The sequence below is a fragment of the Anaerobiospirillum thomasii genome (assembly GCF_900445255.1).
Lineage (GTDB): Bacteria > Pseudomonadota > Gammaproteobacteria > Enterobacterales > Succinivibrionaceae > Anaerobiospirillum_A > Anaerobiospirillum_A thomasii.
The window spans coordinates 225,642-247,303 of the sequence record NZ_UAPU01000006.1; the positions used below are offsets into that span (position 1 = coordinate 225,642).

Below are 21,662 nucleotides of genomic sequence, written 5' to 3' on the forward strand. Positions count from 1 at the left end.
TTTAAAATGATACGTTAGACTCAAGAATTATATTGCTGTAAGGAAGGCATGCTCCTGTTCTTACCACAGCTACCGACTTAGAAGTCAGTGCTTTAAACGTATCATGTGGCACTTCAACAAATTCAACATTCTCCCTTTGAGCCCACTCCTTCATTTTGCTGTAAAACTCAAAGTTTTTATCTTTACTCTCAGAAGCTATAGTTATCTTTTGAAATTTAGCCTCAGTATCTATGACTTTAAAAACATCTTCAAATGAAGGCACACCATAGGTTACGGCCAGATCTATTCTCTGTACCCCCTGAGGAACAGGTAGACCACAGTCTCCTAGTGTAATGGTATCAAAGTGGCCTAATTTAGATAAGACATAAGATAGCTCTGAATTAAGACAACCTATTTTTTTCATATTAAGCTCCTGCAACAAATCAAAACATATAATAAGCTTAGATACTTTCAACTATACTAAAGCACTTTTCTAAAGGCAAACAGATTTTTAATATAAAAATTTGTTAAATAACAATATCTTAAACTAAACTTAGACTTTGTTCTGTAAGGTATGTTAGGGTAATTGAGAGTTGAGATAAGAGTTTTGAATGTATATGATGAAATATGCGTATATAAACAATCGGGTAGCCCTTTCGGGCTCCCACACCACCCACCGTACCGTTCGGTAGTAGGGCGGTTCCTAACAAGCGCTAGAGATCCTTGAATGCAGGGTCTCTAGCTCCGCGGTTATAGTTGTCCAGCCCTCGTTTATCAGTATCTGATTGTTAAGTGCTCTGTGGATCCCTTGGTTTTTCGATAATTTCCAATAACTGTTTGAGCTGTATGCCATAGTGCCATCTCCGATGGCGGGGGCTTTTGACCATCTCAGCTTGAACTGTCTGTAGCGGTTTTGTGGGGTCTTCCATTGTTTCCATAGGAGTTGCCTGACGCGTCTTCTGATCCAAGCATCGATTTTCCTTGCCCATGATGTTGGTATGGCTTCACCAAAGTAGTTTACCCACCCTCTGAGTAGATACTTCAGCTTAGCTTTGACGACAGCAATGCCGCCTTTACACCTTCTATCTAGTATGAGCTTTACCTTTTCCTTGAGTTTCTTCCTCTTTTTGTCGTGCACAGTTGTGAAATATTGATCCTTTGGCTTTGCCTGCTTTCTTGTCTTTGAGACACATCTAGCGCTTAGAAATGCAAAACCTAGGAATTGCATATCCTTGCCGACATGCACTATTTTGGTTTTCTCTCTGTTCACCTTGAGGAATAGCTTGTCCTCTATATACCGTGTTACCCACTCTAAAACTCTCTCTGCACTTTTCCTGCTACTGCAGAATATGCACATGTCGTCGGCGTATCTGACAAATTTCCTGTCTCTGGCGTCCAACAGTTGATCGAGTTCGTTGAGGAGTATGTTTGCAAGTACCGGACTACACACAGCCCCTTATGTAGATATAGATATTATGCCAAGTTAGCATATTTATCAAATTGAATTATATAAATTTTAATTTTTTCAACTCTACATAATTTTATATTATTGACCATTTGCTAATCTGAAATCATTTCACTACATAGGAGTTATCACTATGAAACTAGAAATGATTACAGAAGGCTTAAACCAACTTCTTACAGAAAATCACTATTCATCAGGAACTATTGAATTCTATAAAAAAGAGTGGAGAAAAATAAATGACTTTCTAAAACAAGAATATGGTAGCACCGAATACAATATGGAGAGAGGGCTAAAATATCTTGAGGTCAAATACAGTTTTATTCAGAAATATGAAAATAAAGTACTTTCTCAGCAAAGAGTTCAACTTCTACGTGTTGTCCATATGTTAGAGGATTACAGACTTCATAGGGTTCTTACTAGAAGATATTATGCCTCAAAAAATCCAATTAAATTAAATGACAGCATGTCAGATATATTTTCTAAATACTCTTCTTTCTTGTCAAATACAGATCTGTCTGTATCGACTATAAATCATTATAAAAAAACATCGCAAGTTTTTTTAGATTTCATTACCCAACGGAAAGTTGCCGGTATACAAGATATTACGACAAAAACATGCCACGACTTCATTAAAACATTTGCGGGTTTTCAATTTAAAACAGTTGAGCAACAAGTCTGTGGTATAAGGCACTTTTTACGCTTTCTTCATTCATCTGGAATGATTGTTGAAAACTTCATTGACAAGATACACGTGCCAAATATTTCAAAGACTGCAAATATTCCATCTTCCTGGGATTTAGACGATCTTAAAAAGATGCTATCCGCCATAGATAGAAATAATCCTATAGGTAAGAGAGATTATGCAATGATCTTAATTGCCTGTACTCTGGGGTTAAGAGTTGGTGATATAAAAAGACTGCGCTTTAATAATTTTAATTGGGAAGAAAAAAAGCTCTCAATTATACAACATAAAACAAAAAAGCCTCTATCCTTACCAATCCCAGATTATATTGGATGGGCGGTGATAGATTATATAAAAAATGCGAGGCCAAAAGCATATAAATCAGATGTAGTTTTTATAAAACATATGCCACCATTTGATCCTTTTAGCGATGATAGTCATTTACAAAACATAGTCACTAAATATATGCGCAAGGCTAAAATTGATAGTCGCTCCAAAAAAAGATCTGGATTTCATTCTCTACGGCACTCCGTTGGCTCTCTGCTGCTAGAGATTGAAACACCTTTGCCAGTAATAACACAAATACTTGGGCACACCGATCCAGATGTTACAGCTATATATCTTAAAACAGATATAAAAAAACTTGCTGAATGTACTCTAGAGCCGGAGGATTTTAGAAATGAATAAAAAATCCTATAAAAGCGTTTTTAAACAAGAGTTTGCAGATCTTGTTGAATTAAAGAGAGCTTCTGGCTATTTATATAACCATAATGAAGAAGCATTTTTACAACTTGATGCTTTTTTTATTGAAAATAATCTATCTGACAAAGTTATAACAAAGGAGTTAAGTGACCTTTGGTCTAAGAAAAGAGATTATGAAAAAGTTTCAAACCAATTAAAAAGAATTAGTTGTCTGCGCGTATTTTGTAAGTATCTAAATGATATTGGTATAAAGGCATATATTTCTCCAAAAGTTAAAATGAGCAAAGTGAAAAAATATGAGCCACATATTTATTCAGATGAAGAAATTAAGAAATTCTTTTTCTACGTTGATCAAAGTAACTCTGTACAAGACATATGCCCTTTCCGTAAAGATGTAATGCCTATTTTTTTAGAGTTCTATATACAAGTGGTTTGCGTGTCTCAGAGTTACGGCTAATAAAAATAAAAAATATAAATTTACAGGACGGAGTCTTAACTATTTTAAATGCAAAAAATAAAAAAGAAAGATTAGTGCCAATCCATCCAAAGCTTTTAGAGAAATGCAGAGATTTAAAAGCAAAGATCCATACCAACTCAAACGACGAAGAGTATTTTTTTATGATACGACCAGGAGTCGCAATGTCTTTGGTTAATGTATACCATAATTTTCGGCGGTACTTAGAGAAGGCAGGTATACCCCATACAGGCGAAGGCCCTCGTGTTCATGATTTTCGTCATACATATTGCGTAAATATTTTGAGAAAATGGGTTAATGAAGGAAAAGATCTAATGGCCTACCTGCCGTATTTGCGCACAATGCTTGGGCATGAAACTTTTCATGAAACTGCGTACTACGTTAAGTTAACATCAGAAAGGTTTCCTTATATCAAAGACAGAATGAAACAATCATTTCCAGATTTAATTAGGGAGGTAGATGCAGATGATGGCGAATTCTACTGATTTTGCAAAGATTGTTACAAAATTTTTAACAGAGTATCTACCATGCCATAGATGTTATTCTAAAAATACAATCCTAAGCTATAGAGACACTCTAAAACTGTTTTTAAAATTCATCAAGGAAGAAAAAAATATGTCGGTCAACTCTTTTTATATGAAGGATTTTAATCGTGATCTCGTAATAAATTTTTTAGAGTGGTACAGAGGTACCGGAGCAAGCATATCTGCAGCCAATCAACGTCTTGCCGCTATAAAAGCATTTAGTGATTTCGCACAGCTTGAAAAAATTGAATACATTGAGCCTTTACAAAATATCGCAGGAATTAAATCTAAAAAATCTGCACAGAAAGATATATCCTACCTAAACACTGAGCAAATGGCTAAACTTATAAACAGTCCAGATGTTAATACAGCCGTAGGTTTAAGACATAGAATGATCTTAGCACTGATGTATGACAGTGGCTGCAGGGTACAGGAACTTTGCAATATTAAAATTGCAGATATATCTTTGGAGCCAATTTCTACAGTTACACTGCATGGAAAAGGAAATAAAATTCGAACAGTAGTAATATCTGATGAAACTGCATCTATTATACGCAATTACATCAAAAGATACCGCCAATACGCTATAGGAACTGATTTTTTGATTACAAACAGATTTAACCATTCTATAAATCGAGATGGAATATCGTATATTGTTAAAAAATATGCTGGTATTATTAGTAGACAAGATGCTTCTTTTCCTAAGCATGTTCATTGTCATATGTTTAGACATTCAAAAGCTATGCACATGTTGGAGGCTGGCATTAATATAGTCTATATTAGAGATTTTTTAGGTCATGAAGATATTTCAACAACAATGATATACGTCAGAGCTGACAATAGGCTTAAAAATGAGGCAATTAGCAAGCTGGCACCTCTTATTACAGAGTCAGCAACATATCAAGACTGGAATAAAGATCAAGATCTAATGCAATTTTTGAACTCTCTTAAATAATAATATTTATGCCAAGTTAAAAAAATGAAAGTTTATAAAAATCAATTTAAAAACTATACTAACTTGGCATAATATCTATATCTACATAAGGGGCTTTATGCCGAGCTCGGCATAAGTTGCCCTGAGGGGTGCCCTTTGTGGTCTTATGACCAACTTTGCCGTTTTCACTGATTGGGGCTCTCATGAACCTATGTATCAGCGATATGACTCTTCCGTCCTTGATATTATTGCTTAAGACTTGGAGAAGCTTGCTGTGGTTCACAGTATCAAAGAATTTGCTTAGATCCAAATCGATTACCCATTCTAGACCTTGGTTTACATACTCGCTTGCTTTCGCAATCGCGTCTTTGCAACCTCTGCCCGGGCGGAATCCGAAGCTGTTGTCTGAGAATACCTTTTCATACTCCTCGCTTAGTACTTGCGCTATAGCCTGCTGTACAAAGCGATCTCGTACTGTTGGTATTCCCAAGGGTCGCTTCTCTCCATTATCTTTTGGAATGTAGACTCTCAGAATTGGTTGTGGTCTGTATTTGCCGTTCCTAATCGCCTCAGTGATTTCACCTGGGTGTGATTGTAAATACTCACAGAGTTCATCTGTGCGCATTCTATCGACACCCGCACTGCCTTTGTTTCTCAGCACACTGTGCAGAGCTCTTTTAAGGTTAGTGTAGTCGAGCACTCTCTCTCTAAGGTTATAGTTTCAATTTGCGATATATTACTCATAGGTCTATATTATCCGGCAGAACTCTTCCTACCCTCCGCAACTTGATTTACGTCCAAGCCTTGGCCAGTAGCTACAGTCAATTGCCTGCATTTGCAGAAGACTGCTTTTTCAGAGCCATTTTTTTTTAACCGGCTAATTCCTCCGATTTTCATATCTGTTAGGTTCAGTCCTTCCCTTGTGCTCTCAAGGTACTATGACGTCTGCTGACTTCCGTATATTCGTTGTTACTACGGTTTCCCGCTATACGGATCTCCCCCGGTAAGTACGGTTTCTTTCTCTCCATATAACGCTCAGTCTTTACATATACCGCTACGACTAGATTTCGGACTTCGTCATATTTAGCAGACTTATCCGCGGTACATGCCTATAAACTGTTTCTGTTCGTAGGTCCGGAGATTTGCCTTCAGCTTCCTTCAGCCATAGTGTTACCACTATAACCTTGCTTTTAGCTATACACTTCCCTCTAGTGGGGCGTGTTGGGGACTTTCACCCGTTAGAAACGCGCACATGCAGGGCGCACTAAAAGATTAGTACAATATGGTATGTACTAATCTTTTTAATTGTTCTAAATATTAGACATTCTTAGCTTTTCTGTATGCTATAAGATCTTCAATAGATATTACAATCATATCATGCAGCTGAGCAAAGGCGCAGACGCGTGGCAGTTTAGCCATAGAGCCATCAGGAGCACACAGCTCACAGAGCACACCAACAGGAGCTAAACCTGCAAGACGGGCTAAATCTACAGAGGCCTCAGTATGACCATCTCTTTCAAACACACCGCCATCTTTGGCAACTAATGGGAACATGTGGCCTGGTGAGACAAGATCCTCTGGCTTTGAGTTGTCATCACATACGATCTTGATAGCCTTGATTCTGTCATGTGCTGAAACACCGGTACCAACACCTTCTGCTGCATCAACAGAAATGGTAAAAGCTGTACCAAAGGTTGAAGTGTTGTTGCTAACCATCATTGAAAGTCCAAGAGCCTTGGCCTTTTCTTCCTTCACACATACACAAACAATACCTGAACATTCACGTACCATGAAAGCCATCTGCTCCTGTGTCATGGTTTCAGCGGCATAAATAAGATCGCCTTCATTTTCACGATCCTCATTATCTACAACTAAAATACCCTTTCCCTGACGCAGAGCATCAAGTGCCAACTCTACACGCTCAATTGGATCACTTCCAAAGCTCTCAAGTAAATTATTCTTTGACATAGATGCCTCAACTGTATTTTTGTAAATATTTTTTAAAAGTATCCTTATATATTAACTCTTTTATATGAGTACCTAATAAAAATACCGCTAAACTTTATCATAAAAGTTAAAAGATTCTTAAATTTTTTGCTTCGTCACAAGATAATAGCGCACAATTATACACAAAATAGTGCTTACTCCTACACCTACACACAGTGAGAGTACATAAGCTAGAGGATTATTGCTTATAGGTATTACAAAAATACCACCATGCGGAGCATAGATAGCTGCTTTAAAATACATACACATGGCTCCGGCACTAGCTGCACCTGCAATACAGGTAAGACGCATGAGCAGAGGGTTGACCTGCATATAGGGAATTACAGCCTCGGTAATGAACAGAAGACCTTTTAGAACAGATATATATTTAAGCTCGCGCTCTTTTTGACTAAAGCCTTTTTTATAGATGATGCTTGCAAGTCCTGCAGCTATTGGAGGCACCATGCCTCCGAGCATCACTGTACCCATAATGCTTGCCACCACCCCAAGATTTGGCAGGGTATTAGCCAGCATCAGCACACCGCAGGCATAGGCAAGTTTATTAAATGGACCGCCCATATCAGCTGCCATCATACCTGCAAGAATAGCTCCTACAATGGCAAGATTGAAGGCAGGTGCCGAGGTGAGAAATATATAGATATATGTATCTAAAAACGAGCAGACAGGGTTGACCACCACCTGCGCCACAATGGTTGTACCTATAGCTCCTATCAGTGGATAAAATAAAAGAGCAAGCAGAGCATCATGACCTTTGACAAGGCGCATCAGCACTGTTGAGACCAAAAAGGCTATAGAGCCACCAACAAAGCCGTTGACCAGAGCTCCCAAAATACCAGTATTGGAAATAGAAGAGACAATGCCTCCTGTAAAGCCAGCCACAAGACCTGTACGTCCAGCCATGGAAAAGGCAATAAAAGCTGCAAAAACGGGTATTATGAGCGAGCCTATATTGGTACCTATGGAGTCAAGAAATAAAGCTGTATTACTGCCATACAGAATTGTAAAGTTGGCAAGTGATGAGAGAATACCTGCTGTAGCTACTAATGGCAGAATATAGGTAAGACCTGACATAAGATGTCTGTACATCTTGGCAGCAATGGAGCTTGACTCAACCTGCATGGTGGCTTTGTACACAGGGCAGGCTGGATCAAGAGCCATCTTTATTAGATTCTCAGGCTGTCTTACGCCATCGACCACACCGGTTCTGATAAGCTTTTTACCTACAAAGCGATCCATGGTAACCGCTCTGTCTGCAGCCACAATAACAGCCTTGGCTTTGGCAATTTCCTCTGGCAGAAGTTTATTTCTGTTGCCGGCGGCTCCATCAGTTTCAACCTTGATGCTAAGACCCATTTCACGGGCCTTGTGCTCAAGAGCCTCAGCAGCCATATAAGTATGTGACAGACCTGCAGGACAGGCTGTAACAGCTACAAGATCATAAGATCTGTTAGCAGCAGTGGTTTCGTGTTTTTCCTGTATCTCCTGAGTATTATCTGTACTTATCTTGTCAGTGCACTCATTTTGCTCCTGATACTGTGCACTTACATTGGTGTCATCAAGGATCTCGCCCCTGCCATCAAAGCAGTTGCCCTCGGCAATATCTATGCATTTTAAAAAATCCTCAACACTTGTAGCCTCGATTAAAGACTTTCTGAAATTTTCATCTATAAGCATAGAAGAAAGATGGGCCAGCACATCAAGATGTTCATTTGAGGCATGATGTGGTGATGCAATTAAGAATATAAGCTGAGTTGGCTTGCCATCAAGAGAATCAAAGTCAGTGCCACTGGCAATAACAGCGGCTGCAAGAGCAGGTCTTTTTACTCCTGCGCTTTTAGCATGAGGGATGGCTACACCCTCACCCAGGGCAGTGGTGCCCTTGCTTTCTCTGTCTAAAACAGCACGTCTAAAACGCTCGCTATCTACAAGACATCCTGATTTATCAATCAGGTTTACTAAAGATGCAATGGTCAGATCCTTATTTTGAGGTTCTAAATGTAGATTTATACACTCTGGTTTTAAAAGATCACGTATACGCATATTCTTATCCTATGTCTTTATAAGCAAGCCACTGCTTTTATTTAGACAGTCTTTGAACAGATCTTGCCGCAACCCAAGTTACAGATATCGCCTTTGACATCATCAAGGTTCTGATCCATTCCAAGAGACGGCATCATATCGCGCGGAACACCTACAACCTTAGCAGGAATACCTGCAACTGTGGTATGCTCTTTTACATCAGCCAGCACAACAGATCCGGCTCCAACCTTGGCGCCCTGACCTATAGAGATATTACCAAGAACCTTTGATCCTGCTCCTATCATAACGCCGCTTGCAATCTTAGGATGTCTGTCACCGCTCTCCTTGCCGGTTCCACCTAAGGTTACATCCTGCAGAATAGAAACATTGTCGGCGATAACACATGTTTCGCCAATAACAATGCCTGTGGCATGATCAAACATTATTCCTTTTCCAATAACGGCAGCCGGATGAATATCTACAGCAAAAATATCAGAAATAATGGACTGAAAATAACGGGCAAAATCATGTCTGCCCTTAAGCCACAGCCAGTGAGCCACACGCCAGGACTCAAGTGCATGCGGTCCTTTTAAATATAAAAATGGTACCAATATGTCATTTACTGCAGGATCACGCTGTGCCACAGCCTCAAGATCGTAGGCGGCAGCCTCAATAATGTCTGGACTGTCAGTAAAGGCCTGCATGCAGGTCTGATATATTTCCTGACGGCTTACAAGGCTTGTCTGCAGCTTAGCAGAAATAAAACCGGCAAGGCCATCCTTTAAATCCTGACGATTTAAAACAGCCTTTAGCATCAGCCCCTTTAACATAGGCTCAGTTTTGACTATTTCAAGAGCTCTTGAAACGATAAGCTCCCATATTTCCTGCTCTTTTGTCTTACTCATAAGTATTCCTAACTGTGAATATGGCTGATATCACATGTTATATGATCTATAAACTGTACCTCTCTGTAGGTTTCATCACTGTCAGGTTCCATGTGCATGGTTATTTCAGCATCAGGAAAGAGCTTTCTTACAGCGTCTTCAGCGTGATTGGCAATATCATGGGCCTGTAAAAATGAAATACTTGAACTTAGCACCAGATGGCACTGAATAAAACACTGCGGACCTGCCTGCCTGGTTTTTAAATCATGCAGTGACACCACACCAGGCACATCAAGAATACTCTGCATAACCTTCTGATGATCTTCTTTGCTCATGGATCTATCAAGCAAGGTGGAAACGGCAGAATGGCCTATATGATAGGAGCCGTAGAGAATATAGATGCCAAGTAATATGGCAAACAGACCATCGGCCCACATATAGCCAAAGCCTGAGAGCACCAGGGCCATTACCACACCAAGATTTAAACCCACATCTGACAGATAGTGATACCGATCGGCGCCTATGGCCTGAGATTTGGTCTTGTTGTAGACATAGGCCTGAAACGATACCAGAATAAGAGTTATGACAATAGAGACAACGCTGACAATGATGGCGCTGTTGACATACATAACCTCCTGAGGCTCACGTACCCTGTCTATACCATGGGCAATAAGCAGCAGTGCAGATCCTCCTATAAAGGCAGCCTGAGCCAGAGAGGCCAGAGACTCTGCCTTGTAGTGACCGAATCTATGATCTGTATCGGCAGGAGCAATGGCAAATCTTAGTGCCAGAAGGTTAACAAGCGAGGCACAGCAGTCAAGAAGAGAATCTGTAAGTGAGGCCAGTACTGCAGAAGATCCTGAATACAGCCACATTATAAGTTTCATTACAATAAGAGCGCAGGCGGTAGCTACAGAAGCAAAACCTGCCATCAGCACAAGCTTTTTATAAGAGTCTTTTAAAATTGCTGCGTTATCCATTTTATTATCCACATTAAGTACCGTTAGCACATAGCATATTTTAGCACGTTGCAACCATTTAAAAAAATTGACAGCCAAACCTGCACCGTTTGCATTATTTGCGCTGTAAATATTAATGTTAATTCCCATAATCTGTCCTGTGATACCATATTTGCACGGCATCTTTACGCAGATGAAACACAGAGCTCAAAGTTTGTTTATTTTTCAATTCAAAAGCCACTTTTTAGAATGAAAAATCCCCATTTATATATTTAGAAACTATAATTAAGACGTGATGAGATAAAGAGATGAGCCATGTCTATAGTAAATAAATTTCTGCGCTACTTTTTCTACTGGCCAATCAGGCTTACTGCCAATTGTAATCCTGTACCGTTTGAGCCATTAAAGAGTCTTAATATCGATAAGAGCAAGCCTATAGTCTATGCTATGGTCTCATCATCTCTTGGCAATATGTTAACTCTTGAGCGTCTTACCAACAGTCTTGGCCTGCCATCCCCTTTTGAACCTCTGTATCTGCATGGAAAAAAACTGCATCGTACAGCCTATCTAAGGCGCCCAAGTCTCTTTGGATCCAAGGCTCATATTGTAGATGCCTCCATACGTTTTCAGGAATGGGTTAATGTACTTGAGGGAGATGAGGACATACAGATCATTCCTGTTACTATTTTATGGTCAAGAAACCCAAGTTATGAAGGACTTGCCATCCGCGGTGTGGATGCACCTACTCCATCATGGCGCAAGTTTCTGACACTAACCTTTGCAGGACGCGACAACTGTACCATTCTTATTGATCCAATATCAGCCAGGGCTCTTAAACACAAGATGGTCAATAAGAACTGGGCCATTATCAATAGACGACTTGCGCTGTACTTTTTAAAAAAGGCCCGTGCTGTTGTAGGCAAGGCTTTTCCTAACAGAAGAGTACTTATACAGGAGCTTTTAAAGCGTCCTGGCACAGTGGTTGCCATCAGGGAGGAGATGACAAGAAGCGGAAAAAGCTATGAAGAGCTTGAGCATACTGCCCTGCACATCTTCAAAGTCATGGTAGCTGATACCAGATATCCTCTTTTGAAATTTATTAATTCAGTTATATCCCTGTTATGGCATCGCATCTATCACGGTCAGACCATACGTGGTGCTCAAAGAGTAAGAGATCTGGTACAAAGCGGTCATGAAATAATCTATATTCCATGTCACAGAAGTCACATGGACTATATTCTGCTGTCATTTGTTATTTTCCATGAAGGCCTGCCTCTGCCACAGGTAGCATCTGGTGACAATTTAAACTTTTTCCCTGTAGGCCCTTTGATCCGCCGCTGCGGTTCATACTTCATACGTCGCAAGATGAAGGGTGATAAATTCTATACAGCCATGTTCAGAGAATATCTGCTTATTCTCTTTGAAAGAGGCTATGCCACAGAATTTTTCATTGAGGGAGGACGTTCACGTACAGGCAGAACCCTGCCTCCACGAACAGGTATGGTCTCCATGACTGTACAAGCACAGCTTCGTGGCATAGAAAGACCTATAGCCTTTGTGCCTACCTATCTTGGTTATGAGCATGTTATGGAAGTTGGCTCATACATGAGAGAGCTTGGTGGTATTAAAAAGCAAAAAGAAAGTGCCTGGGATCTGCTTGGTATCTTCAAACGCCTGCGCTACTACGGACGTGGCTATGTAACTTTTGGCGAGCCAATTATTGTTCCAAAGTTTTTACAAAATCATGTGCCTACATGGAAAGATGATATCGATCCTACAGGACTAAGACGTCCTGACTGGCTGCACTCAACAGTAAATCTCCTCTCACGTGAGATCATTATAAAATTAAATGATTCTGCAACAGTAAATGGTATCAATCTGTGCGCCTTAGCTCTGATTCACGATGAAGACAGAACTGTCAGCATGAATGTTCTGCGCCGCTGTATCAATCTGTTCCTTGAGGTCTTAAAATGCGATCCGGCCCGTCACAAATCACTGCCACAGGATCTTAACGTAAATACTCTCATCCGTCAGGCTCTTGAATTAAATAAATTCCATACCTATGATGTAGGAGATCTCAAGTTTGTGCGTCCGTCAAACGGTCAGACCATGCAGCTTATGTATTTTCAGAATAATATTCTGCATCTGTTTGCCCTGCCGGCTTTAGTAGCCAACATCCTAATACGTCATGGTCATATTCTAAGAAAAGACGTCAATATACATACAAGATCTCTCTTTTATTTCCTGCGCCATGAGCTCTATGCTCCTGTCTCAGAGCAGTCTCTTGATAGCCTTATAGAGGTTTACATAGATACTTTTATAAAGCTTGGCTACATCACAGAAAATGACAAGATGCTGTATATATCAGGTGATGGCTTTAGTGAGTTTTTAATTCTCTCAAGAAGCATAAGACCATCATTGGTACGCTATCTTGTGGGTGTAGCAACTCTAAAGCAGATGGATGATGGCACAATCAACATTGATACATTTATTGCCAGATGCATTGAATCAGCCAAATCCCTGCCATCTGATGTATCAAATTCTCCTGAATTTGCAGATCCGATTATGTTTAAGATTCTGACAGAAACACTGATCCGTCATAATTACTTTACAATTCTTGAGGATGGTACTTTAAAGAAAAATTCATCTAAGGTGGATAAACTTGCCCGCGCTGCTGAACCTTTACTGCCGGCAAGAGAGGTTAAAACTCTTTACGAGCAGCATAACAAAACAACTAGCGAGGTATAATCTCTAAACATATTGGTACTATCAGAGGCCAATTGAGAATATGGTAGGATAACTTATAGATGATAAGAGTTTTACAGATTCAGGATAAAACTCTTTTTAAGTCATATTTTAAAATTTTAGTTGCATTGGTGTTCTATAGTTTCAATCTAAAGCGGTTGCCTGCAATATACTCAACTGACAGGTAGATTTTTCTGCCACTTTTATCATTTAAAACTGAACTTATGATAAAAATAGGCTCGCCCTTGCCTAGCTTTAACGAGCGTGAAACTATGGCGTCAGCCCTGCCCACCTCTATTATATTGTCACTTGCCGAATCAATATACACGCCATGAGATGCAAGAGTTTTAATAATAGAGCTGTTTTCAAGCTCCTCATCTTTCATAAAATCAAATTCAGGTAAAAACCAGCCCTTTTCAAGCATGATTGGTACATTATCTGCAAGACACACACGCTCAAGATAAATAGTAGGACTTTTTATATCAACACCAAGAGCCCTGCTGACCTTGCTGTTAGCTCCAGCTATACCTCTATTGAGTATCTGTGTTGAAGCTTTAACACCGTTGAGCTGACAGGTTATGGTAAAACCTAAAATCTGAAAATCTCTGTCTATGCATCTTTGCAGCTTCTGATGCTCAACAAAGGTGCCACGTCCCTGCACCTTGATGATAAAGCCCTCGTCAGTTAGCTCCTGAATAGCTCTTCTTATTGTTATGAGACTGACTCCGAACATATTGGCAAGCTCCCTTTCAGTTGGAAGCTTCTGTCCGGACACATACTCTCCAAGCTCAATTTTCTTTTTTATCTCGTAGTAAACTACAGCATATAATGATGTATTTTCAGAAATATCAGAGCTCATAGTCTATTCTCACACATTAAGGCACACTGATGCACCAAGACTTATACATCGCCATATCTAGTCAAACAAATAGAGGCTCTAATCCTGCGCTGTCAATTAAGGCTAATCTTATATGCAAAAGTCTTATAAATTTTAACAAATTACTGAATTATATTAACTTTTTTTATAAGATCTATACTGACTATGCATTTATGTACAAAATATATCAATCTGCACAACTATTGATCAACATGACAATAATTAAAGCCTCAAATCAAGAAGTTAAGCCTATGACCTCTCCATAGCACCAATCTTTAAAAAGGCCTCTGACAGAGCCTGTGTAGCATCCATCTGTCCTGTATAGGCTTTGTATATGTACTCATATAAAAGACCGTTTTTAGCAGGTGAGCTGTCAGCAAAAGGCAGAGGTTTGGCATGCTCAAGCAGCAGATCAAGAGCCTTGCTCCATGGTCTGTCAAAGACTGTATCCTTGTACAGAGGCGTACCTGAGTATAAGGCACACTTTTTATCTATATCACTGCAGCACAGATAGTCAAAAAGCTCATGACAGATCTCTTTGTTACAAGAAGACTCTAAAAGTCCAAAATTCCAGGCTACATTCCAGGCTGTAGAGAGCGTGGCAAAGCCATACCCCTCATCTAAAGGCATCTGTCTGTCAATTAGTCCCAGCTGTCCTGACCAGGTTATAATAAGCTGTGCCTCATCTTTGATAAGGGCAGATGCCACCTCTTCATTGCCAAATTTGTCTGTACCTGGCAGCGCGCTGTCTTTTAACGAGCAGTAGGCTGCAAGACGCTGTGTAAAAGCATCTGCTTTTTCAATAAGGCCATCTTGTGTGTAGATATCCTGTATTGTGCCATTATGTGTATAGCGTAAAAATGGCAGAGCGTCAGTGAAGATCTCAGAGGCCGCGGCTTTGACACTAAAGGCGCCCTTAAAATCTTCTGTGGCAAGCTTGATAAAAGTATCTGGCTCTATGATTTTATTGTCATAAGCATCAAGCCTTGCGCTTACTCCCTTTTTAAAGACAATAATGTGTCCGTCATAAAAGGCAGGAAAGGCATAGAGTCTGTCATGCATTTTTATGTCATAGGCAAGACCCATGCGCAATTTATCTGCATTAAAATCAAGTGGGCTTAGCTGTTTGTTATCAACCAGATCCTTTAAAAACAGGTGACCTGGGAACATGACTATGTCATAGCCTCCAGAGCCAGAGAGTGACAGCTGCAGAAGCTTTGTATATTCACTCCATGGGTGCATCTCAAAGACAACTTTGTGGGAAAAGGCACTGAATATATCAAGCTTTTCATCATCAAAGGCAAAAACGGCCGGATCTGCAACAGCCAGTATTTTTATACATTGTGTCATCTTATCTATCCGCTTAAAACAAAAGGATCTGTCAAACATGGCAGATCCTTTTATGATTTCTATTTACTTGTCTTTGCTATCAGCCTTTTTGACAACTTCCGCAAGTCCCTGTTCAAACGGAGCTTTGACTATGCCATATTCGGTCACAAAGCCCGTTACCAGATCATGGTCTGTTACGTCAAAGGCAGGATTGTAGATTTTCACTCCATCTGCAATCATTGGCTTTTCATACCACATATGTGATACCTCTTTGCCATCACGCTCCTCAATTACAATCTCGCTGCCTGATTTGGTGCCAAGATCTATAGTTGAGGTTGGTGCACACACATAAAATGGGATGCCAAAGCGCTTGGCAGCCAGAGCTACAGCTGATGTGCCAATCTTATTGGCAAAATCGCCGTTGGCAGCTACGCGGTCACAGCCTACAAAGACTGCCTGTACCCAGCCGTTGCGCATTACTGTAGGAGCGGCGCTGTCGCAGATTGAAGTAACATCAATACCGGCACTGTGCAGCTCATAGGCAGTAAGACGGGCACCTTGCAGTAAAGGTCTGGTCTCATCTGAAAATACCTTGATTTTCATGCCCTTTTCATGAGCTATATACATAGGAGCAGTGGCTGTGCCATATTTGGCTGTGGCAAGCTGACCTGCATTGCAGTGAGTTAAGAGACCATCGCCGTCTTTAATCAGGGTAACACCGTACTCACCTATGTTACGGCAGATCCAGATATCCTCATCTACAATAGCCTGAGCCTCTTTTTTCAAAAGCTCAACAATCTTATCTACGGCCAGGGTTTTATTATCCTGTACCACCTTGTCCATGCGCTTTAGTGCCCATGACAGATTTACAGCTGTCGGACGGGCAGAGTCTAGATAATCTTTGGCTTTGACAAAATCTGCATAGAAAGAGTCAAAATCCTTTTTGCTCTTAAAGATCTCACAGGCGGCAAGATAGATGCCAATGGCCGCAGCGTCACCAATAGCAGGAGCTCCGCGCACTTTGAGCTCATAAATTGCCTGCCATATATCCTTTTGCTCGGTTAAATGTAAAATCTTGGTTTCATTTGGCAGCAGAGTCTGATCAATAATCACCAGTGCTTTTTTCTCATCATCAAGACTTACTGTTGCGTAATCTAAAATTGACATATTTTCAATCCTCTAAAATTTAGCTATAGCCTTGTTCATGGCGCAGACAAAATCAAATCCTGTGGAGAATGAGCTTCTGTTTAAAATACAGTTCTTGGCGTAGGTTATGATAATACGCTCTGCTCTTGTTCTGGCCTTTTCATCCTTGATTGAGGTTATATCCTTAACATTGGCCATACCTACGGTACGACGAATAAGCTCTAAACCTACAACACCTGCTGTATCCTCAATCACTCTTTGCAGGTAGAAATCTAAAAAGCCTTTGCATTTGGCCATATGATCTGTTGCATGGGCCTGATAAAGCTGGCTGAATTTAACCTTAAAGCCATCTAGAATCTGCTCTATGGTTTCAATACACCAGGTGCAGAATTTCTCTTTGTGCACAGGATCTTCAATGGTGGCATCACCATTGGCCCAGGCAAAGAACAGATTGGCCATGATATTGCCTATGTCATAGGACATAGGAGCATAGCAGGCAAATTCACAGTCAAAGAAGAATGAGTGCTCTTCGTTGATGAAAATAGAGCCTGTGTGCAGATCACCATGAATTAATGACTGGGCATTGTTCATAAACTCAAATTTAAGCTTGGCCACCTCAAGGTGCAGAGCCTTGTCGCTGTAGAGCTCCTTTTGCACAAACTCAAGATTTGGTGAAAACACATTGTTTCTATCATTGTAGTTAAGGTATGGCTCTGAGTAGACCAGATCCTCTGTAATCTCGCAGATTTGAGGATTGATAAAACGGCGTACCTGCTCCTTCTTATGCTTGTGCTCATCTACAATATCAGAGGTCAGAAGCAGTGTTCTTGCCAGGAAGGTGGAGCACTGATCTGCAAACTTTGGAAATATTTTGTGCTCGCATAAGGCTGTACGCATCATATAGTGGCCAATCATATCCTCCATGATGAAGGCGCACATAACACCATCATATAGATATACCTTAGGTACCATACCAGGGCAGATATCACCCTGTATGCCTAAAATCTCAGACTCGATACGACCTCTGTCAGTTGAAATTTTAATTTCCTTGGAAATACGTAGCTCTTCTGCAGCCTGCTTTACAATAATGGTTTTGCCAGAATTTTCATCTGTAACTCTGAACACGTAATTTAGGTTGCCATCACCGATTTCCTTGCAGGTGAGTTTGGCATCAGGTGCAAAGAAATCTGGCAGTTTGTTTAAAACATAGGCTGCAACATCATCAGCTTTCATTAGGAAATAAGTATCATATAAAGACATAATCACTCCTTTTACATTTTTATTTTTTAACTGAGTATGTAATGGCCAGAGCACCAGCCAGAACCAGACCCTTGATAATATTCATGGCATAGTAAGGTACAGCCATCATAATAAGACCATTTTCCAGAATACCGATGAGAACAGCACCTACCAGGGTACCAAAGGCATTTGGTTTGCCTGCACCAGCAATTGAGTAACCGATAAAGGCTGCGGCAACTGCCGGCATTAAGAAGGTATCACCTGCACCAACCTGAGCAGTACCTACACGTGCTGCAAGGCAGATACCGCCGATGGCTGCAAAAGCGGCAGAGAGCAGATAGGCTAAAAACTTATATCTGTTGACAGGAATACCTGACAGACGGGCTGCCTCAGGATTACCGCCGATGGCATACATGAATCTGCCGTACTTGGTGAAGTTTAAGAAGAACCATGCAAAGCCTACCACTGCAATCATGATAATAATCAGATATGGCTCAATACCAAACTCGCGGAAGAATGGAGGTACAAGACCTGGAGCCTGAGTTCCGTCTGGCAGCATCATACGCTCGGTGATAGCGCCGCCGTTTGAATAGGTCAGAGCAACACCCTGCAGCATGAACATAACAGCTAAGGTGGCAATCATATCTGGTATCTTCATCTTGATGATGAGGAAGGTGTTAACAAGAGTTACACACAGACAGACTAAAATGGTCAGAGTGATAGACATACCAACTGACAGGCCGTACCAGACAAACATAGTCATAACAAAGGTATCAGCCAGATTGGCAGTTGATCCTACAGCCAGATCCATACCGTTTACAGCCAGTGAGAAGGTAATGCCTATGGCAATAATGGCCATAATAGATATGGAGCGCAGGATGGTAATCATGTTATCTGCTGTTAAAAACAGACTTTCATTATACTCACTATCCCATGTGGCAAAGGTGAAGAATATGAACACCAGCACAGTGACTATAATGGTGCCCCACTTCATGCAGAAGTCTACGCACTGTCTTATCAGATCTTCTTTTTGATTTTGTTCAATTGTTTTTGCAATCATGTTATCTGCCTCCTGTGCAATAGAACAACAGCTCTTTTTCACTAGTTTCTTTAGGTAAAAGTTCTTTTACAATCTGACCGTCGTACATAACATAGATACGGTCGCAAATGCTTAAAATCTCGTTAAACTCGCATGTGGCATAGATGGCTCCGCATCCAGAGGCGGCCAGCTTTTCAATCAGCACATACATATCCTGCTTGGCACCTACGTCAATACCCTTGGTTGGTTCATCAAAGATATAGACCTTGGCCTTGGAGTTTAACCATTTGGCTAGCACCACCTTTTGCTGATTACCACCTGAGAGCAGTGCTACCACCTTGTCATTAGACGGTGTTTTAATACCCAGATCTTCAATATATCTGTCAGCTACAGCCTTCTGTTTTCTGACGCTTACAACCTTGGCGGCATTGCACACGCTGTCAATGGCGGCAATGGATATATTTTCATAGACGCTGTCGGTGATAAGTACACCCTCTTTACGTCTCTCTTCAGGCACGAGGGCAAAACCGTTCTGTACGGCATGATATGGGGTAGAGCAGTCAACCTTTTTACCCTCTAGGGTAATGGTTCCTTCTCTGGCCTGCATGGCTCCAAAGAGTGTTTTACACAGCTCAGTTTTACCGGCGCCTACAAGACCTGCAATGCCTACAATCTCACCTTCTCTTACATAAAGGTTGATATCCTGTACGGCATTTTCCCTTTCGCTTAAATGCTCAACGCGTAGCAGCTCCTTGCCTAATTTGATATCCATTTTCTGATAGGCATCACTGTAGCTACGTCCAAGCATCTGCTCGACAATAGTATTCTGCTCAATCTCTTTGGTTAATGGATAGGAGCAGACATTAGCTCCATCACGCATAACTGTAATCTGTGAGCAGATCTCATAAAGCTCGGCCAGTCTATGGGATATAAAGATAATGGCCAGGCCTTTTGAGGATAAATCTCTTACAACTCTAAAGAGTTCTTTGGTTTCAGTATTAGATAAAGGAGCGGTAGGCTCATCAAGAATTAAAAGACGACAGTTTGATGCAAGGCATCTTGCAATTAAAACCATCTGCTTTTGAGCGAGGGTCAGAGTATCAACATGCGCATTTAAATCAAGGGTGATGTTGAGCTTGTCCAGCTGCTCTTTGGCGACACGCTTGATCTCACTCCAGGATACAACAGATCCTGTCATGCTGTTTACCATATTGTTAAACATGACATTTTCAGCTACGGACAGATAAGGTATCAGGGCTGTGTCCACCTCCTGATATACAATCTCAAGTCCTAGCTTTTTGGCATCTGAGGCAGAGCGTATCTCAACGTTCTGACCGTTGATACTGATCTCTCCTGTATAGTGTGTGTATCTGCCAGATAGCACACTCATCAGTGTTGATTTACCGGCGCCGTTGGCACCTACAAGAGCATGAATCACTCCTCCCTCGGTATTAAAGTCTACGCCTTTGAGAGCTTTAATACCGGGGAACTCGATCTCGATATTTTTCATGCTTAAGTGAAATTTATCCACGGTCATGAGTTCCCCTTAATATATTACTTGTTTACATAGAGTTTCTGAATCTCTGGTGTATTTAGAGCCTTAACTGGATCATCGGCATTGCCCCAGCCTTCAACTATTTGTACAAGATTCTCCATTGTGACACCCTCATTTAATTCAGATGTCTTAATGTTCTTAGCCTCAAGGTTGAAATAGTCAGGAGTCTGAATGTTGTTGAGCTTCATAGCCATAAGACGCATATTAACTACACCGATGAGTTTTGGATCTACAGCTGCAGATGAGATCCAGACTTTTGGATTTCTGACCATAAGCTGAATGTCATCGTTTGAGATGTCGATGGTGTACATAGGCATATCAGTGCGGTTGGCATCGTTTAAGGCCTGCAGTACGCCCTTGGCAAGCTCATCATAGCAGCCCCAGATTGCATCTACTTTGCCTGGTCTTAGAGTTGGCAGAATTGCTGCTGTCTTGGTGGTTACGTCACCACGGGCATTAGCTGGATCTGATGGAGAGATAGTGTAGACAGTCTTTATTTTGCCTTCTTTCTCAAGCTTAGTGTATATAGTGTTACGTCTGTCAAGAGGTGGAACACCTGGGCCCATGAAGGTCTTTAATACTTTCATTGGGTATTTGCCGCCCTTGGCCTCAAAGTCAGCCATCATCTGACCTAATGAGAGCTCGGCTAATGCATAGTCATCCTGGGCAGTTGAGGTTACTGTAGGTAACAGCTCACCTTTTGGATCGCCGCCTTTAAATGGCATGGTATCGAAAGTTACAACCTTAATGCCTTTGTCAACGGCTGGCTTTAACAGATCGTAGGAGTATGAAAGCTGACCGTGTGACAGAATAATGCCGTCATAGCCTTTTGAGATAACCTGAGCTGTAGTTTCCTGCGCTCTTGAGTCAACACCGTCGGTTACGAATGTATCAACCTTGTAGCCAAACTTTTTGCCCTCGCTGACACAGCCTGCCAGGAACTGCTGAGTATGATCGCCTGCAGCTAAGTTTCTAACTACGGCAATTTTAATTTCCTTGCCGTTAACGTCGGCTGCCATAACAGGCAGTGAAGCAGAAACAGCGGCGGCTCCAAATGCTACAGCCAGTAATGTTTGTTTAATTTTCATATACACCTCACATT

At 41.0% G+C, this 21,662-nt stretch carries 19 protein-coding genes; 5 read left to right on the plus strand and 14 right to left on the minus strand.

Going from position 1 to position 21,662, the window contains the following annotated elements; all coding sequences use genetic code 11:
• Nucleotide 1: 1 nt before the first annotated feature.
• Entirely contained in the window at nt 2-403 is a 402-nt protein-coding gene (gene rbsD / locus DRZ93_RS06845; RefSeq protein ID WP_113743192.1) for a D-ribose pyranase, read from the minus strand.
• 279 nt (nt 404-682) lie between these two features.
• Nucleotides 683-1,429, minus strand: a complete 747-nt coding sequence (locus DRZ93_RS06850) for a reverse transcriptase domain-containing protein (protein ID WP_113745613.1) — start codon at nt 1,427-1,429, stop codon at nt 683-685.
• Between the two features lie 148 nt (nt 1,430-1,577).
• On the opposite strand from DRZ93_RS06850, the gene DRZ93_RS06855 reads away from it, so the two are divergent.
• Genes DRZ93_RS06855 through DRZ93_RS06865 form a run of 4 tightly spaced genes read left to right on the plus strand, consistent with a single transcriptional unit; the run spans nt 1,578 to nt 4,782 of the window.
• Nucleotides 1,578-2,813, plus strand: coding sequence for a site-specific integrase (locus DRZ93_RS06855; RefSeq protein WP_113745616.1), 1,236 nt, complete (start codon nt 1,578-1,580; stop codon nt 2,811-2,813).
• Nucleotides 2,806-3,285, plus strand: coding sequence for a hypothetical protein (locus DRZ93_RS13700; RefSeq protein ID WP_218564274.1), 480 nt, complete (start codon nt 2,806-2,808; stop codon nt 3,283-3,285). The genes DRZ93_RS06855 and DRZ93_RS13700 overlap by 8 nt, the downstream gene beginning before the upstream one ends.
• Nucleotides 3,261-3,788 carry a tyrosine-type recombinase/integrase gene (locus tag DRZ93_RS13705; protein ID WP_218564273.1) on the plus strand — a complete coding sequence of 176 codons (528 nt, stop codon included), beginning with the start codon at nt 3,261-3,263 and terminating at the stop codon, nt 3,786-3,788. The genes DRZ93_RS13700 and DRZ93_RS13705 overlap by 25 nt, the downstream gene beginning before the upstream one ends.
• Nucleotides 3,763-4,782 (plus strand): tyrosine-type recombinase/integrase, encoded by a 1,020-nt coding sequence (locus DRZ93_RS06865; RefSeq protein ID WP_245933760.1) that lies wholly within the window; start codon nt 3,763-3,765, stop codon nt 4,780-4,782. Before DRZ93_RS13705 ends, DRZ93_RS06865 begins: the two co-directional genes overlap by 26 nt.
• Before the next feature lie 58 nt (nt 4,783-4,840).
• Here the strand turns inward: DRZ93_RS06865 and DRZ93_RS06870 are convergent, their stop codons facing one another.
• From DRZ93_RS06870 to DRZ93_RS06890, 5 genes are all read right to left on the minus strand, one after another.
• Nucleotides 4,841-5,386 carry a reverse transcriptase domain-containing protein gene (locus DRZ93_RS06870; protein ID WP_113746201.1) on the minus strand — a complete coding sequence of 182 codons (546 nt, stop codon included), beginning with the start codon at nt 5,384-5,386 and terminating at the stop codon, nt 4,841-4,843.
• 692 nt (nt 5,387-6,078) lie between these two features.
• Nucleotides 6,079-6,729 (minus strand): 3,4-dihydroxy-2-butanone-4-phosphate synthase, encoded by a 651-nt coding sequence (gene ribB, locus DRZ93_RS06875; RefSeq protein WP_113743193.1) that lies wholly within the window; start codon nt 6,727-6,729, stop codon nt 6,079-6,081.
• Nucleotides 6,730-6,846: 117 nt separating this feature from the next.
• Nucleotides 6,847-8,808, minus strand: coding sequence for a PTS fructose transporter subunit IIABC (locus DRZ93_RS06880; RefSeq protein WP_113746179.1), 1,962 nt, complete (start codon nt 8,806-8,808; stop codon nt 6,847-6,849).
• A gap of 41 nt (nt 8,809-8,849) precedes the next feature.
• Nucleotides 8,850-9,692: a serine O-acetyltransferase gene (gene cysE / locus DRZ93_RS06885; RefSeq protein ID WP_113743195.1), complete on the minus strand. Its 843-nt coding sequence runs from the start codon at nt 9,690-9,692 to the stop codon at nt 8,850-8,852.
• Between the two features lie 8 nt (nt 9,693-9,700).
• Nucleotides 9,701-10,636 carry a cation diffusion facilitator family transporter gene (locus tag DRZ93_RS06890; RefSeq protein WP_373854305.1) on the minus strand — a complete coding sequence of 312 codons (936 nt, stop codon included), beginning with the start codon at nt 10,634-10,636 and terminating at the stop codon, nt 9,701-9,703.
• 309 nt (nt 10,637-10,945) lie between these two features.
• On the opposite strand from DRZ93_RS06890, the gene plsB reads away from it, so the two are divergent.
• Nucleotides 10,946-13,378, plus strand: a complete 2,433-nt coding sequence (plsB, locus tag DRZ93_RS06895) for a glycerol-3-phosphate 1-O-acyltransferase PlsB (RefSeq protein WP_113746180.1) — start codon at nt 10,946-10,948, stop codon at nt 13,376-13,378.
• A 133-nt stretch (nt 13,379-13,511) separates the two neighbouring features.
• On the opposite strand, the gene DRZ93_RS06900 is transcribed toward plsB, so the two are convergent.
• The 7 genes from DRZ93_RS06900 to DRZ93_RS06935 all read right to left on the minus strand — a co-directional run bounded on the left by DRZ93_RS06900 (nt 13,512) and on the right by DRZ93_RS06935 (nt 21,648).
• Complete coding sequence (locus DRZ93_RS06900; protein WP_113745416.1) at nt 13,512-14,234, minus strand: GntR family transcriptional regulator; 723 nt, start codon at nt 14,232-14,234, stop codon at nt 13,512-13,514.
• Between the two features lie 267 nt (nt 14,235-14,501).
• The gene (locus DRZ93_RS06910) at nt 14,502-15,602 is read right to left on the minus strand and encodes a type 2 periplasmic-binding domain-containing protein (RefSeq protein ID WP_172458109.1); all 1,101 of its coding nucleotides are present in this window, start codon (nt 15,600-15,602) and stop codon (nt 14,502-14,504) included.
• A gap of 63 nt (nt 15,603-15,665) precedes the next feature.
• Complete coding sequence (gene mtnA / locus DRZ93_RS06915) at nt 15,666-16,748, minus strand: S-methyl-5-thioribose-1-phosphate isomerase (protein WP_113743211.1); 1,083 nt, start codon at nt 16,746-16,748, stop codon at nt 15,666-15,668.
• Between the two features lie 12 nt (nt 16,749-16,760).
• A complete protein-coding gene (mtnK, locus tag DRZ93_RS06920) occupies nt 16,761-17,987 on the minus strand; it encodes an S-methyl-5-thioribose kinase (RefSeq protein ID WP_113745419.1) in 1,227 nt (408 codons plus the stop codon).
• Between the two features lie 19 nt (nt 17,988-18,006).
• Nucleotides 18,007-19,026, minus strand: a complete 1,020-nt coding sequence (locus DRZ93_RS06925) for an ABC transporter permease (RefSeq protein WP_113743213.1) — start codon at nt 19,024-19,026, stop codon at nt 18,007-18,009.
• Nucleotide 19,027: 1 nt separating this feature from the next.
• The gene (locus tag DRZ93_RS06930; RefSeq protein ID WP_172457970.1) at nt 19,028-20,542 is read right to left on the minus strand and encodes a sugar ABC transporter ATP-binding protein; all 1,515 of its coding nucleotides are present in this window, start codon (nt 20,540-20,542) and stop codon (nt 19,028-19,030) included.
• A gap of 17 nt (nt 20,543-20,559) precedes the next feature.
• Entirely contained in the window at nt 20,560-21,648 is a 1,089-nt protein-coding gene (locus DRZ93_RS06935; RefSeq protein WP_113743214.1) for a sugar ABC transporter substrate-binding protein, read from the minus strand.
• Nucleotides 21,649-21,662: the final 14 nt, after the last annotated feature.